Here is a 14,566-nt window from a genome sequence, read left to right as displayed (position 1 = left end):
TAGTCACTATTATAGTGCTAATAAATACATAAATTTTAAATAAATATTATCCAATTTATTAAGAAAAATTTACAAAATTAATTATTTTCAAATAAATCTTCAAGTCAAATTTATTTATCAATATTAGGCTTTTTTCCCCAGTATTGATAATACGTACATTCGATATAACCGTTAAAAAGTTTTCGACGTTTAGTTGCTTTACGATCTACTAAATACTCAAATTCTTTATTACTTGTAAGGATATATGTTGATAAATAAGGATGTTGTTTCATTAGTTTACCTACATATCGATACATTTCTTCAACTTCAGCTCTACCTCCAATACGCTCGCCGTAGGGCGGGTTACCAACTAACGCTACAGGTCCTTCTTGGTCGATAGTTAATGTATTAACATCCTTAACACTAAATTGAATAATATCACCTAGGCCTACTTCTTCAGCATTACGTTTAGCAATTTCAACCATTTCTGGATCGATATCAGACGCATACACTTGAATGTCTTTATCATAGTCAGCTTGTTGATCAGCTTCGTCACGCATGACGTCATAAATATTAGGAGGCATAATATTCCATTCCTCTGATACAAATTCTCTATTAAAACCTGGCGCAATATTTTGAGCAATTAAACATGCTTCAATAGCAATGGTTCCAGAACCACAAAATGGATCAATAAAGGGTGTATCACCCTTCCAATTTGCTAAACGTACTAAGCTAGCTGCTAATGTTTCTTTAATAGGTGCTTCACCTTGTGCAATACGATACCCTCTACGATTTAGTCCTGAACCTGACGTATCAATGGTAAGTAGGACATTATCTTTAAGAATAGCTACTTCAACAGGATATTTCGCACCACTTTCGTTTAACCATCCTTTTTCATTATAAGCTTTTTTAAGACGTTCAACGATAGCTTTTTTAGTAATGGCTTGACAGTCAGGAACGCTATGAAGTGTAGATTTTACACTACGACCTTGGACAGGAAATTGTCCTTCTTTATCGATAATTGTTTCCCAAGGTAATGCTTTTGTCTTTTCAAAAAGTTCATCGAATGTTTTAGCATTGAAGCGTCCTACTACTATTTTTAATCGGTCAGCTGTACGTAGCCATAAATTACATTTTACAATGGCATTAGCATCACCTTCAAAGAAAATGCGTCCATTTTCAACTTGAGTATTATAACCAAGTTCTTGTATTTCTTTAGCAACTACGGCTTCAAGACCCATTGGACACACGGCTAATAATTGATACATTATTTCATCTCCTTTGTCTCATATCATATTAGTATATTAACAAATATTAAAATAATTATGTATACAAAATAAAAAAAGCTCTCCATAAAAAGGGAGAGCTAAACTAGTCTGTGATATCTCTATAAGCCATGTTCTGTACCATTGTACTCATAACGTACACTAGTTGTACTGGTACTTTGGTGGTAATCATCTGTCTACAGATCTTTACTATGCGAGTAAAGATGTCTCGTTTATACGTTGAATTCCGCTAAACAAGTGCTCCTACCAAATTTGGATTGCTCACTCGAGGGGTTTACCGCGTTCCACCTTTTATATTTCTATAAAAGCTACGTCACTGTGGCACTTTCAAACTATTTTAACCATATCAATGAATGACTTAGGTTATTTCATTGCCGTCAAATTAATGCCTTGACTTATTGTTTCATCAAGCACGAACACTACAATCATCTCAGATTGTGTGAGCATGGACTTTCCTCTATATTTCTATAGCGATTACCCAAAATATCACTTTTGTGAGTATAACATAATTTTAAAATATTTAATAGAATTTTAAATAGATAAATAATTAGCTATCAAAATCAAACATAATAGCAATCAAACATGCTTCGTAACAAGCTTATATCTTTAAGATATCAATGTATTATTTGCCAAAAACAGCTTTTTCAAGATTAGAAATTCTTTTTAAAATGTCTACGTTGTTATTCGCTGATTTCGAATTGCTTGAAGCAAATGACTTATTATCAGAAGGACGTGAAGTTGCAACTCTGATTCTCAATTCTTCAACTTCTTTTTTAAGTTTATTATTTTCTTCAGATAGTCTGACTACTTCATTATTCATATCAGCCATTTTCTGATAATCAGTAATGATATCATCTAAAAAAGCATCAACTTCTTCACGACGATAACCGCGAGCCATCGTTTTTTCAAAGTCTTTTTCATAGATATCTTTTGCTGAAAGCTTTAAAGAAACATCTGCCATTAATTTCCACCTCATTCAAAACTTTGGTCTTGTTGCCATTGTAAATCGTTAATAAAGTCAGTAAGTTCATCAAATGTCACAATATCACAATTATAAGTCGTTTTTTCCATAAAATCAACTAACATCCTCTTAAAATATTTTGGACTTCCCTCTTGTTCATCATCATAAATTAATAACGTCATATCTGTATGATCTAATATAAATTGGTCTGTTTGTTTAAATTGAAAAGGTCCTTGATATTCAGAATGAAATACACTCTCTAGAAATTGTGCATTACTAGCAATAGATTCATACTTTGCTATATTGTGTTCATTCCATTTGGAGGTATGACCATAAAATGGTGTGATAATACCTAATTTTAACTCAGGATATGTGTCTTGTAATTTTAATACTACTTCAGCTGCCCATAATTCAATACCAATTTGTCCTTGAATGAGTACCCATTCTAGCCCTTCGTCAATATACTGTAATAATTTATGTTCTATAAATTGTTTAAGATAATCCACTTCTTTCATATCATCTTTAAATATATTTAACTCAAATGATTTATATCCAGTCACATATACTGTTTTCAATGTATTGATTCCTCTTTATCTTTTATATGTTTAAGCAAATTGGTAAGATCATAATTAGCAGATTTCAATTTTTCATTAAATAACTTCTTACTTGTTTTATTGTAGTGACACTCTACAGATAATTCCTTAATATGTTTAACTAAAATTTCTAATTTTTCCTTATTCATATAAGGAAATTGAATTAGTTCATCATGATAATGAGATAATTCTTCAGTTAAACCATCAATTTTTTTTACATAAGGAACAACATCTCGATGAAATTGCTTCTCTGACTGTGTCAATTTTATTTCATTATAGCTTGACGCCATGTACTGTAGTTCTTTAAGTATTTCATTAATTAATGTGTACATAACGAGGCCTCCTATATTCTTACAATTTATTACAATTATTTTATAGTATTGTTTAGATATAAATTTTACATTATTACAAATTTTTAAACATATTGTTTTCACTGTTAAAGCACGTTAAAATAGAATAGATAATTAATGAATATATTTAATTATGTGTAGTATAATATAAATATTATGCTCATTTCATTATTATCGTATTATAGTTTAATATTATTCTCTGAGAAATTGAAAGTGTAATATTAAATTTGTGTGGTGAGTATGATAAATTATCCAAATGGAAAACCATTCAAACTAAATCCTACTAAGGTTGGAAGTAATCAAAGTGATGCTTCTAGTAACATTAAATATGGTGGACGAGGTATGACTCTCGAAAAAGATATTGAACAATCTAACAATTACTATTTTAAGCATGGTGTGGCTGTTATACATAAGAAACCTACTCCTATTCAAATTGTAAATGTTCATTATCCTAAAAGAAGTAAAGCTGTAATTAATGAAGCATACTTTCGAACACCTTCTACAACTGATTATAATGGCGTTTATCGAGGCTATTACATTGATTTTGAAGCGAAAGAAACGAAAAATAAAACGTCTTTCCCTTTAAATAATATCCATGATCATCAAGTAGAACATATGAAAAGTTGTTTTCTACAAAAGGGACTCGTCTTTTTACTGATTAGATTTAAAATGCTTGATGAGGTATATCTATTACCTTTTTCGAAGTTTGAACCTTTTTGGGAAAGATATAAAAAGGAAATAAAAAAATCAATAACAGTTGAAGAAATCAAAAAAAATAGTTACTATATTCCTTATCAGTATCAACCTAGATTGAACTATCTCAAGGCTGTTGATAAGTTGATATTAGATGAAAGTGAGGACCGCGTATGACGGAAAATAAAGGATCTTCCCAACCAAATAAAGGTAAAAATGGGAAATCCAAATCAAAAAAGAATAAGAATGTAAAAAGAACGATTATTAAGATTATAGGCTTTTTATTCATTGCCTTTATCGTGTTACTTCTACTCGGTATACTTCTATTTGCATATTATGCTTGGAAAGCTCCAGCATTTAATGAGTCTAAATTACAAGATCCAAAGCCTGCTGAAATTTATGATAAGAACGGTGACTTGGTTAAGAAATTAGACAATGGTGCACGTAGAGAACATGTTGATTTGAAAGATGTTCCTAAAAATATGAAAAATGCCGTGTTAGCAACTGAGGATAATCGCTTCTATGAACATGGTGCTTTAGACTATAAACGTTTATTTGGTGCTATTGGTAAGAACTTGACTGGCGGTTTTGGTTCCCAAGGGGCATCTACTCTAACACAACAAGTAGTTAAGCGTTCGTTCCTTTCAGAAAAGAAATCTATTGAACGTAAAGCGCAAGAAGCTTATCTATCTTACCGTTTAGAGCAAGAGTACAGTAAAGATGATATTTTCCAAATGTACTTAAATAAAATTTATTACTCAGACGGTGTATATGGCGTTAGAGCTGCAGCTAAATATTACTTTAATAAAAATTTAAATCAACTTAATTTAGCTGAAGAAGCCTATCTAGCTGGGTTACCACAAGTTCCTAATCTTTATAACATTTATGATAACCCGAAAGAAGCTGAAAATCGTAAAGAAACTGTTTTATACTTAATGCACTACCATCATAGAATCTCTGATAAACAGTGGAAAGAAGCTAAAGCTACTTCATTAGAAGATAATTTAGTGAAACGTACAACAAAAGAACGTCAAATATCTAATAATGATTCTGATACTGAGTATGATTCTTACGTTAATTTTGTTAAAGCTGAATTAATAGGTAATAAACACTTTAAAAATAAAAATTATAGTGATTTAATGCAAAGTGGTATTAAGATTTATACGAATATGGATAAAGACGTTCAAAAAACGCTTCAAGATCGTATTGATAATGGTAATTACTATAAAAATGATGACCAACAAGTAGGCTCAACCATTCTTGATAGTAAAACTGGAGGCATTGTAGCCATTTCCGGTGGACGAAATTATAGAGATGTCGTTGATCGTAATGCTGCTACAGATACTCACTTGACTGGTTCATCACTTAAACCATTCTTATCATACGGTCCAGCAATTGAAAATATGCAATGGGCTACAAACCACGCAATGCAAGATGAATCAAGTTATTCCATTGATGGTGGTACATTCCGTAACTATGATGGGCAAGGTCATGGTACAGTATCTGCATATGATGCATTAAGACAAAGTTTTAATATTCCTGCCCTAAAAGCTTGGCAGCAAGTATCATCAAGTGCAGGTAAAAATGCTCCAAAAGATTTTGCGTCTAAAGTTGGTTTAGATTATGAAATTGATTTAGGGCCATCTGAAATTTTAGGTGGCGGTGCTTCTGAATTCTCACCTACTCAATTAGCATCAGCATTCGCATCAATAGCTAATGGTGGTACTTACAATAATGCGCATTCAATTCGCAAAGTTGTAACATCTGATGATGAAACTATCGAATTTGATCATACAAGTCATAAAGCGATGGAGGATTATACTGCTTATATGCTTGCAGAAATGTTAACTGGTACATTTAAACCATATGGGTCTGCTTACGGTCATGGTGTTGCTGGCGTTAATATGGGCGCTAAAACAGGTACAAGTACTTATGGTACAGAAGTTAATAATCAATATAACTTACCTGACAATGCAGCAAAAGATATTTGGATGAATGGTTTCACACCTAAATATACAATGTCAATTTGGATGGGCTTCAACCAAATTAAACAAGGCGGTGAAGATTCATTCTTAGGACATTCTGAACAAGAATATGCACAATATCTATATAAAGATGTGATGTCAGATATTACTTCAAGTAATGATGGGGACTTCAAAAAACCTGATTCAGTTACTGGTTCAGGTGCAAGTACACTATCTGTTAAAGATCATCCAGATAATAATACAACATCAGGAAGTAAATATGATAACATGTCTACTAACAATTCAGATAGTAGCTCATCAAGTAATTCTAGTAGTACAGGAAATAGTTCAAGCAATTCTAATTCTACCAGTGATAACAACTCAAATACTACATCAACAACGAACACAGGTAATACAACTGATAACTCAGCAAATAATTCAACTACGAACAACAGTGCTAACAATAGTACCACATCAACTCAACAAAATAATAATAATGATAATACAAATAACAATAGTAGTTTATCTAACATATTTAAAGCAAACACGATTTTTAATTTTAGAAAAGCGTCGTAATAGCTTTAAAAACGACATAGTCTTTTATAAGGCTATGTCGTTTTTTTAATTAAAAAAAGCCTAGAACAACTTTGCTCTAGACTATCTTTCATATTAATTATTATTTTGATTTTTTCTTCTAATTTGATATGAAGCGTTCATTTTAATAAGCTCATTTTTTAATGTTTTCATTTGACTATACCCCATAAAGTGGTATTTTCTTTTTAACATATATTGATATCGTTCTAAAAAATTCATAGGAACAACTGGATATTGGTCTAAATGATTTAAATCAATAGACTCTATTTCATTAATTTGTTTAAAGAACAAAAGAAGCAGTTCAAAATAATCATCGATATATTGTTTTGCTAAATCAGAATTTAGTTGTCTTTTCTTAGCATAGACATCAAGTTCATTTTCTAGCGATTTAAATTGTGATTTATTAATCATTTGTTCCGACTTCCTTTTTCATTGCTTTCATGCGTTTTTGCCCTTCTCTACAATCCTCAAGTAATGGACAAATATCACATTTTGGTTTTCGAGCAATACAATGATAACGTCCAAAAAAGATAAGTTGATGATGACTTTTACTCCATCTTTCTTTTGGAATAATATCACACAAACGTTCTTCTACTTGTTTAACATTATCTTTCCACTTATTAATACCTAGACGCTTTGAAACACGTTCAACGTGTGTGTCTACTGCCAAAGAAGGCTCATCAAAAGCTACACTCATGACAACGTTCGCTGTTTTTCGTCCGACTCCAGCTAAGCTTTCTAAATCTTTATGTGTATGAGGAACTTGTCCACCGTACTGGTCGAGTAAAGATTGGCATAATTTTTTAATATTTTTTGCTTTATTACGATATAAACCTATTGATTTTATATCATTCTGCAATTCTTCTATATCTACTTTTAAATAATCTTCAGGAGTTTTATATTTTTTAAAAAGTGAACGTGTCACTTTATTAACTAAATTATCTGTACATTGAGCAGATAATAATACAGCTATTGTTAATTCAAAGGGATTATCATGTTTTAATTCACATTCTGCATCAGGAAACATATCTGCAATAACGTCAATCATTTCTAATGCTTTTTTCTTACTTACCATCTAGATTCTCTCCATTTAACCAGTCAAATTTAGGTATATGTTTTACAGTATGAGTTAATTTAGGTTTATTGAATTTTTCTCTCACTTTGTTAGATTCTTCTAAAGTTGTTACATTGTTTTTCTTCCAATTTAATAAGATACGATCAACATATTTAAAACTTAATTTATCATGACTATATGCTTCATCTAATGCAGCACGTATTAAAGTGTAATCATGTTGGTCTACATCAATCCATTGGTTGAGCGTTTCGATTTCATATGGTGATAATGGTCTCGAAAACAACTGTTCAATATATTGAAATAATTCCTTAAAGTTTTGTTGCGTTTGATGATGTGTAGTTTCATTTTTTTCTTGAGTTAAAATATCACTTAACTTTTCGTAAAAACGATTTAAATTCATATATTCAGTAAATTTTCCTTCCTCATCTTTACTTACATGTAGTGCAAGTAAATCACGCTGAATTAAATTTTGAATAATTGATGTTATTTCTCTCGGCTCCATATTTGAACCTTTTTGCAAAAATTCTATTGAGGGTTGTTTATTAGAAACTTCAGCGGCATAAATCAACTTAATCAAAATGACTAAATCTTTTTCATTTAAACCTAATTCATTGTAATGATCGAAAAGTTCCCTTCTAACTACAACAGGACGAGTTTTAAGTTGATGTGTGTCCATGATACCCCTCTCTTTCTTATTTTAAAAAGTGGGAGTGAGACATGAATAACATCATTTAGTCTCACTCCCCATGTATGATTTATAAAACGTGATATTTTATGGATATAAACGATTTAATAAACGTGGGAATGGTGATGTTTCTCTCACGTGTTCAACGCCTGAAATCCATGCAACTGTGCGTTCTAAACCTAAACCAAAACCACTGTGTGGCACACTACCATAACGACGTAAGTCTAAATAGTAGTTATAACTTTCTGTATCAAGTTGATGTTCATCGATACGTTGTTCTAATAATTCTAAATCATTAATACGTTCAGAACCACCAATAATTTCACCATAACCTTCTGGTGCAATTAAATCTGCACATAAAACTGTGTCTTCGTTGTTAGGGTTTGGCTGCATATAGAATGGTTTAATTTTAGTTGGATAATTTGTAATAAATACTGGTAAATCATAATGATTGGCTATAGCTGTTTCATGTGGCGCACCAAAGTCTTCACCCCATTCAATGTCATCAAATCCTTCTTCTTTTAAGAACTTGATAGCATCATCATAAGAGATGCGTGGGAATGGCGCAGATACTTTTTCTAATTTACTCGTATCTCTATCTAGCGCTTTTAATTCTAATTTACAATGTTCTAATACAGATTTTACGATATGAGATACATATTGTTCTTGAACTTGTAAACTTTCTTCGTGATTTGTGAATGCCATTTCAGGTTCAATCATCCAGAACTCAATTAAATGACGTCTTGTTTTAGATTTTTCAGCTCTAAATGTTGGTCCAAATGAGAAGACACGTCCATGTGCCATAGCTGCAGCTTCCATATATAATTGACCACTTTGAGATAAAAATGCATCTTGATCAAAGTATTTAGTATGGAATAATTCACTAGTACCTTCTGGTGCACTTGCAGTTAAGATAGGCGGATCAATTTTAGTAAAGCCATTTTCATTAAAAAATTCATATGTTGCTCTAATGATTTCATTTCTAATTTTCATTACTGCATGTTGCTTTTTAGATCTTAACCATAAGTGACGATGATCCATTAAGAATTCTGTACCATGGTTTTTAGGTGTGATTGGATAATCGTGAGCTTCATGAATGACATCAATTGATTTTACTTGCATTTCATAGCCTAAATCAGAACGATTATCTTCTGTAATCGTACCTGTGACATAAAGTGATGATTCTTGTGTAATGTCTTTAGCAAGTTTAAATGTTTCTTCATCGACTTCTGATTTAACGACAACACCTTGCATAAATCCACTACCATCACGTAATTGTAAAAATGCGATTTTACCGCTTGAACGTTTATTTGTTAACCAAGCGCCAATTGTGACTTCTTGATTAATGTATTGTTTTGCTTGTTTAATTGTTGTTTTCATAATCAAACTCCTACTTTATTTTCTTTTTATACAATACTTATTTATTTTATCAAAATAGAAAGTGAACTTCTAGCACCTGAATAGTGTTCTCATTATTTAAAATAAACTATTTTTTTCTGTTTTTCAGTTTACTTGCCTGCATGCGGTAAAGTAATTTACTAAATTGTTGAATATCCCCTTTTTTTTGGGAATAAGATTCTAACGATTGTTCAAAAAAATGCTTATAGTTACTATTTGTTAAACGATCGTCAAAGGAAACAATGAGCCCCTTGTCATCTTCGTTACGAATCAATCTACCTAGACCTTGTCTAAAACGCGTTACAGCATCAGGTAAGACATAATCTTTAAATGTAGATTCAAATTCTGAATCCATTAACCAATGCTTTGTATTATATTTATTCATGAATGGTAATTTAGCAATCATCACACATTTAATACCATTAGATTGATAGTCAAATCCTTCAAAGAATGTTGATGTACCTAACAAAATAGCTTTATCAAAATGATTAAATTGTTGAACAATTTTATAGTTTTGATTTTGTTGTTGGGTCAAAATAACATAATCGTCAAATATCGGTAATTCATTTAATAGCTCTTGTATCATATGCATCATTCGATAACTTGTGAAAAGTACGAGACATTTAGATTGTGTTACAGTGACGTACTCTTGAATATAGTCTACAATAGATGCTACATAATCTTCTGTATTTTTAAAATCATAAGAAACAACATCGCTTGGAATGTAAATATTTGTTGATTTATGATTTTGAAGTGATGACTGTACTTCATAAGTATTAAATTCTACATCTTCTTTAAACCAGTTTTTAAATGCCTCAAACGAATGGTTGAATGTAAGTGTGCCTGAAATAAATGTTAATGATTTAAATTTCTCGAGCACTTGCTTTGTTAAAATATCACGGACTTCATAATCTTTTACAATTAGACGTATGGTCGATTTTTGATTCAAATTTTTGATAGATATGAAGGCAGTATGATTTTGTTTTAAACTTAGTTCTATATGTCTGTAATTATCGTTAATGTAAAGTAATTGCTTACGTATAGATTTGATTGTTTTATGGTTAATACCATTAAAAAATTCTAAAGTTTTGTTGATTTTGTCTACAATTGCATGCAAATCTTTTAGAATACGTGTAGCATCAAAGTCGAATACATAATGATATCGATGTACATCATCATCATGTACGTCTGAGTGTTGAACAATATCAAAAATATGATTAAATAGGGTTTCATTTAGTTCGTGTAAATCAGAAATATTAGATTTTAGACCAAACACGTCAATAGGTGGAATATCTAATCGTTCTAAAATACGTTGTTGCTCTAAATGATCTACTAATTTAAGAAGCTTTTCATTTTCATTTTTCCCTATTAAACCTAACTGATATTTGATATCAGAATAGTTTAATTCATTGGTCACTTGATTAAGAGCATAATCAGGTAAACGATGTGCTTCATCAATGATACAATCATCAAATAACTGATAGATTGAATTCTCTTGATCTGAATGAATAAGATGCGCATGATTAGTAATACCAATTTGAATATTTTGAGCATTACGTTTTATATAATTATAGTAATGAATATCGTGCCTTACTGGAACATAAGTTTCTAATTTTTGGTCAAAATACATTTTCTGACCACCTTTTAAATTTAACTCTTGTATATCTCCAGTATTTGTTTCTAATATCCATATAAGTAATTGCATTTTTAAAATATTCACTTCATAGTTAGCTGTATCATCTTTTAAAATTTGACTTATCAATCCTAGTGAAATATAGTCTGTTTTACTTTTAATAAGTGCAGCATTAATTTTGAAATCTAGCGCGCGATTAATACTAGGAATATCTTTTTGAAGTAATTGATGTTGAAGTAATTTCGTGTTTGTTGAAATCATTACATGTCTGCCTGTTTCAATGTTATACATCAATGCAGCTAATAAGTATGCTAATGATTTACCACTTCCTAAAGGTGCTTCAATAAGTGCCTTATCATTATGCATTAACTGCTCTAAAATAATTTCTGACAAATAGAGTTGTTGTGGGCGATAAGTAAGTTCAAGTGCTGTTGTAACTTCTAGATATAAATCTTTTAATGAACCTTTAAATTCAATTTGTGGCACTTTTAAGTCTTGTTGTTTTTTATAGATAATCTGTTCAAATTGAGCATACTGATAATCTATATCATGATTATGATGTTGTCTGACCATTTCAAATAAAATGTTAAATAAATCATATTTTAAATGCTTACTTAAATAATATAATTGTTTTAAGGTATCTATAGGTAATGACTCAAACTTTTTAAAAGCTTTAATCATTAAATAGGCCGTTGTTGTTGCATCCTCATCTGCTCGATGTGCATTTGTCAGAGGTATATTATGAGCATTTGCTAATTCACTTAATTGGTAACTTTTTTCAGTAGGAAATGCAATTTTAAATAATTCTAGGGTATCAAGCACCTTTTTAGGTTTAAAATGAATATTACTTTTTTCAAATGCTTTTTTAATGAAATTCAAATCAAAGTCAACATTGTGGGCTACAAATATACAATCTTTGAGTTGTTCATATATATCATCAGCAATTTCATGAAAATACGGTGCTTGTTCTAGCATAGTTTCTTCGATAGAAGTCAAAGCTTGGATAAATGGTGGGATTTCCAAATCAGTACGAATCATTGAATGATAAGTTCCTGATATTTTATTATCACGTACAAATGTAATACCAATTTGTATAATTTCATCATGTTCAAGTTGGTTTCCGGTTGTTTCTAAATCTACTACCGCAAAACTTGTATATGCCATATCTATCTCTCCTAATTCTATCCGTATGCTTATATATCTATATCTGCGCTTATAAGTCGTCTCGTTTGATTATCTTCATCTTTGACAATTAAAAAGCCGTCATTATTAATATCAATAGCTTCACCTATAAATTGTTCTCCATTTTCAGTAAATGTTAACTTACGATGCCAAATATTAGATGTACGAATGTATTCATCTCTAATCGTTTCAAATGAAGAGTTAAGAAATTGATGGTAACGCTTTTCAATTTCCTCAATTAAACGTTTCAAAAATTGATATCGATTGATTTCTTCTGAATGGTGCAAGCGAATGCTTGTAGCACGATGACGTATCATATCAGAAAAATCTTCTTCTTGATGGTTTAAATTAATACCAATACCACATATTATGGCCTCAACTGCATCAGCATTTGCTACCATTTCTGTTAAAAATCCACATACTTTTTTATCATTAATATAAATATCATTTGGCCATTTAATCTCTACTTTGTCTCTAGAAAATGCTTGGATAGCATCTCTAATTCCTAAAGCTATAAAAAGATTAAATTTTGGAATCATTGCAAATGAGACATTAGGTCTTAAAACAACAGACATCCATAACCCTTTTCCTTTTGAAGAAGACCAATTACGATTGAAACGACCACGACCTTTTGTTTGTTCATCACTTAAAATTAACATGGTATGCTGATTATCAACAAGACCTTGTTTAGCAATAGTTTGAGTAGATTCAACACTATCATATACTTCAATTTTGGATACTAAATGATTAGACTCTAGTACTTTATTGATAATGCCTCTATACCAACGATTTGGCGATGCATTAAGCTTATGTCCTTTATGATTAATTGAGTCAATATCACATCCATCTGCTTTTAATTGATCAATTACTTTTTTCACAGCAGCTCTCGATATATTAAGCTGATTTGCAATGTATTGACCAGAAATATATTCTGATTGATGCTCATATAACATTTTAACGACATCTTGACTATATTTTGACATTTTCATTCACCCATTTCAAAATTTCTTCTTTGTTATTTTTGATTTTATCAGTAACTATCGCACATTCTATTTCTCTCAATACATTTTTTAACCAAGGGCCACCATTTTTATTAAAATGTGCAAGTAAATCTTTTCCATTCACATCCATTTCTTTACGTTCATGTAATTGAAGGTGTTGAACGACTTGTTTAATAGAAAGAGAATTGATAATAAGTTCTGAAGCGGTAGGAATTTGATTATTTTGAAGTACAGAATAAATATTTAAAACCTTTAAGATATAATAGTCACTATAATCATAAACAAATAATTTCAAAGCATCTTTAGTAGTAATTTGAGGTAATGTTTCAATGATAGCAATATATGTATGTATATCTGATTTTTCTTTATTACTAATTTTTAATTGCTTTAAAGAAGGAAGATTATTATTTTTTATAAGTAAGATGGCTAACCATTGTTCAAATTCAAGAGGTTCATTGATGTAAACACATGTCATATCTAATTCATTAAAAAATGGAATATAATTAAAAATTTTTAAAGATAATAAATTATGATAACTCTGTTTAACATTACTTCCTAAGATTAATTTTTTAAATTCTACAACAATTCGCTCGATTGATAAATATTTAACGTCCGAACAAGTTAATTGCATTGCTTCAAAGGTTTCAGTATGAATATCAAATGTAAGTTGTGACTGAAATCTAAGGCCACGAATAATTCTTAATGCATCTTCTTTAAATCGTTCACTTGGATTCCCTACCGTACGTATCAATTTTGATTGTATATCCTTTTGACCACCAAAGTAATCAAATATTTTATAATTTTTATCCATAGCAATAGCATTGATAGTGAAATCTCTACGTTGTACATCTTCATAGAGATTTCTCACAAAATTAACTTCACTTGGACGACGGTGATCTAAATAATCACCTTCTGATCTAAATGTTGTCACTTCGTAATTTTCATTGTTGAAAACAACATTGATTGTGCCATGCTCTTTTCCAATTGGAATAGTGTGTTCAAATATATCTTCAATTTCGTCTGGCATCGCACTTGTAGTGATATCAATATCATGAATTGTACGATGCATAATGTAATCTCTGACTGCCCCGCCTACAAAATAAGCTTCGAAATGATGTTTTTCTATTTGATTTAGAATTGGCAAAGCTGTTTCAAATAATTCATTACCCATA

The 14,566-nt window shown here is 30.5% G+C and carries 13 protein-coding genes and 1 other RNA gene; 2 read left to right on the top strand and 12 right to left on the bottom strand.

Going from position 1 to position 14,566, the window contains the following annotated elements:
• Window positions 1-110: 110 nt before the first annotated feature.
• From NR218_RS08070 to NR218_RS08050, 5 genes are all read right to left on the bottom strand, one after another.
• On the bottom strand, window positions 111-1,247 hold the full coding sequence (locus NR218_RS08070) for a THUMP domain-containing class I SAM-dependent RNA methyltransferase (RefSeq protein ID WP_017176312.1): 1,137 nt from the start codon (window positions 1,245-1,247) through the stop codon (window positions 111-113).
• A gap of 117 nt (window positions 1,248-1,364) precedes the next feature.
• An RNA gene (gene rnpB / locus NR218_RS08065) (RNase P RNA component class B) lies at window positions 1,365-1,751 on the bottom strand.
• A 136-nt stretch (window positions 1,752-1,887) separates the two neighbouring features.
• A complete protein-coding gene (gene gpsB / locus NR218_RS08060) occupies window positions 1,888-2,226 on the bottom strand; it encodes a cell division regulator GpsB (protein WP_002449866.1) in 339 nt (112 codons plus the stop codon).
• A gap of 11 nt (window positions 2,227-2,237) precedes the next feature.
• Window positions 2,238-2,801, bottom strand: coding sequence for a DUF1273 domain-containing protein (locus NR218_RS08055; RefSeq protein ID WP_017176310.1), 564 nt, complete (start codon window positions 2,799-2,801; stop codon window positions 2,238-2,240).
• Complete coding sequence (locus NR218_RS08050) at window positions 2,798-3,151, bottom strand: DUF1798 family protein (protein WP_017176309.1); 354 nt, start codon at window positions 3,149-3,151, stop codon at window positions 2,798-2,800. The genes NR218_RS08055 and NR218_RS08050 overlap by 4 nt, the downstream gene beginning before the upstream one ends.
• A gap of 261 nt (window positions 3,152-3,412) precedes the next feature.
• Between NR218_RS08050 and recU the strand changes: the two genes are divergently transcribed.
• Window positions 3,413-4,039, top strand: coding sequence for a Holliday junction resolvase RecU (gene recU, locus NR218_RS08045; RefSeq protein WP_048762475.1), 627 nt, complete (start codon window positions 3,413-3,415; stop codon window positions 4,037-4,039).
• A complete protein-coding gene (locus tag NR218_RS08040; RefSeq protein ID WP_265883321.1) occupies window positions 4,036-6,402 on the top strand; it encodes a transglycosylase domain-containing protein in 2,367 nt (788 codons plus the stop codon). The genes recU and NR218_RS08040 overlap by 4 nt, the downstream gene beginning before the upstream one ends.
• Window positions 6,403-6,495: 93 nt before the next feature.
• Here the strand turns inward: NR218_RS08040 and NR218_RS08035 are convergent, their stop codons facing one another.
• The 7 genes from NR218_RS08035 to NR218_RS08005 all read right to left on the bottom strand — a co-directional run bounded on the left by NR218_RS08035 (window position 6,496) and on the right by NR218_RS08005 (window position 14,565).
• Window positions 6,496-6,831, bottom strand: a complete 336-nt coding sequence (locus tag NR218_RS08035) for a YpoC family protein (RefSeq protein ID WP_019835242.1) — start codon at window positions 6,829-6,831, stop codon at window positions 6,496-6,498.
• Window positions 6,824-7,495: an endonuclease III gene (nth, locus tag NR218_RS08030; RefSeq protein ID WP_002455326.1), complete on the bottom strand. Its 672-nt coding sequence runs from the start codon at window positions 7,493-7,495 to the stop codon at window positions 6,824-6,826. The genes NR218_RS08035 and nth overlap by 8 nt, the downstream gene beginning before the upstream one ends.
• Window positions 7,485-8,171, bottom strand: coding sequence for a DnaD domain-containing protein (locus tag NR218_RS08025; RefSeq protein WP_002449719.1), 687 nt, complete (start codon window positions 8,169-8,171; stop codon window positions 7,485-7,487). The genes nth and NR218_RS08025 overlap by 11 nt, the downstream gene beginning before the upstream one ends.
• Window positions 8,172-8,267: 96 nt before the next feature.
• Window positions 8,268-9,560, bottom strand: a complete 1,293-nt coding sequence (asnS, locus tag NR218_RS08020) for an asparagine--tRNA ligase (RefSeq protein WP_017176306.1) — start codon at window positions 9,558-9,560, stop codon at window positions 8,268-8,270.
• Window positions 9,561-9,666: 106 nt separating this feature from the next.
• Window positions 9,667-12,375: a helicase C-terminal domain-containing protein gene (locus NR218_RS08015; protein WP_019835241.1), complete on the bottom strand. Its 2,709-nt coding sequence runs from the start codon at window positions 12,373-12,375 to the stop codon at window positions 9,667-9,669.
• Between the two features lie 29 nt (window positions 12,376-12,404).
• Window positions 12,405-13,376 carry a biotin--[acetyl-CoA-carboxylase] ligase gene (locus NR218_RS08010; protein WP_002449737.1) on the bottom strand — a complete coding sequence of 324 codons (972 nt, stop codon included), beginning with the start codon at window positions 13,374-13,376 and terminating at the stop codon, window positions 12,405-12,407.
• Window positions 13,363-14,565, bottom strand: coding sequence for a CCA tRNA nucleotidyltransferase (locus NR218_RS08005; protein WP_002449841.1), 1,203 nt, complete (start codon window positions 14,563-14,565; stop codon window positions 13,363-13,365). The genes NR218_RS08010 and NR218_RS08005 overlap by 14 nt, the downstream gene beginning before the upstream one ends.
• Window position 14,566 lies beyond the last annotated feature (1 nt).

Source organism: Staphylococcus sp. SUC_1.2, assembly GCF_026222585.1.
The sequence above is the reverse complement of the archived record's forward strand: the minus strand, read 5'-3'. Positions and strand labels throughout refer to the sequence as shown.